The organism is Aphanothece microscopica RSMan92 (genome assembly GCF_046613545.2).
Classification (GTDB): Bacteria; Cyanobacteriota; Cyanobacteriia; order PCC-6307; family Cyanobiaceae; genus NIES-981.
The window spans coordinates 1-845 of the sequence record NZ_JBKKKY020000247.1 but is presented as its reverse complement, the minus strand read 5'-3'; the positions used below and the strand labels follow the sequence as shown (position 1 = coordinate 845).

General features: G+C 64.6%; 2 protein-coding genes. One reads left to right on the top strand and one right to left on the bottom strand.

Annotated features, from left to right (window positions below; genetic code table 11):
* Positions 1-78: 78 nt before the first annotated feature.
* Positions 79-513 carry a bactofilin family protein gene (locus ACLD7X_RS17270; RefSeq protein ID WP_425625435.1) on the top strand — a complete coding sequence of 145 codons (435 nt, stop codon included), beginning with the start codon at positions 79-81 and terminating at the stop codon, positions 511-513.
* Between the two features lie 15 nt (positions 514-528).
* Here the strand turns inward: ACLD7X_RS17270 and ACLD7X_RS17265 are convergent.
* A partial coding sequence (locus tag ACLD7X_RS17265) for a potassium channel family protein (RefSeq protein WP_411424922.1) occupies positions 529-845 on the bottom strand: 317 nt, incomplete at its 5' end.

The following is an 845-nucleotide window of genomic DNA, read 5'->3' as shown; positions in this document are numbered from 1 at the left end:
ATGTAAGTGCGCTTGTTTTTCCGTAAGCAAAAGTCGGCCGGCAATGACAACCGGGTGGAACCCGCACCGGCGCCAGCCGTGGACCCGGTCCATTCCTCGGTCATTCTGTCCGGCACGAATGTGACCGGCAATATCGAGTGCGACGGCGATATCCTTATCGACGGCACGCTGCGCGGATCGCTGCGGGCGCAACGGTTGACGGTGGGCCTCGATGGCGTCATCGAGGGCGACGTCTCCGCCGATGAGGTAACGGTTCGGGGTGCTGTGAAGGGGCCCATTCATGCCCGCCACATCCACCTCGAAAGCGGTGCCGCGGTCGAGGGCGACATCACCACCTCGACGATTGCCATCGATACGGGAGCCCGCCTCACGGGCGCGGTCTGGCAGGGCGGGCATGAGCCCCAGGTGGAGCGCTATACGCCGGTTTCCGCAGGAAGCTGGGAGAGCAGCCTGGAAAACGCCTCGAGATCGCTCCTCGCGGTGAGGCCGCGCATCAACGGATCCGGGCGCTAGCGCAACGCGCGCGCCTCAGTCACCCTCGTCCGGAATGTTGAGCAGGTTTCCGCAGGCCTTGCAGTGGACGGCGTCACGATCATGGCGCAGGAGGCCGCAGGCTTGGCAGCGAAAGTTCACCTTGTTGGGGCGGAGCGTGACCTGGACGAGGCGCAGGAACAGCGACACGCCGAAGATCATGATGACGACCGCGATCATGCGGCCCATCGTGCCTTCGAGCACGATGTCGCCGAAGCCCGTGGTAGTGAGCGCCGTGACGGTGAAGTAGAGCGCATCGGCGTAATTGCGGATCGCGGCGTTGGTGTAGTGCTGCGTCTCGTAGACGAGGGCCG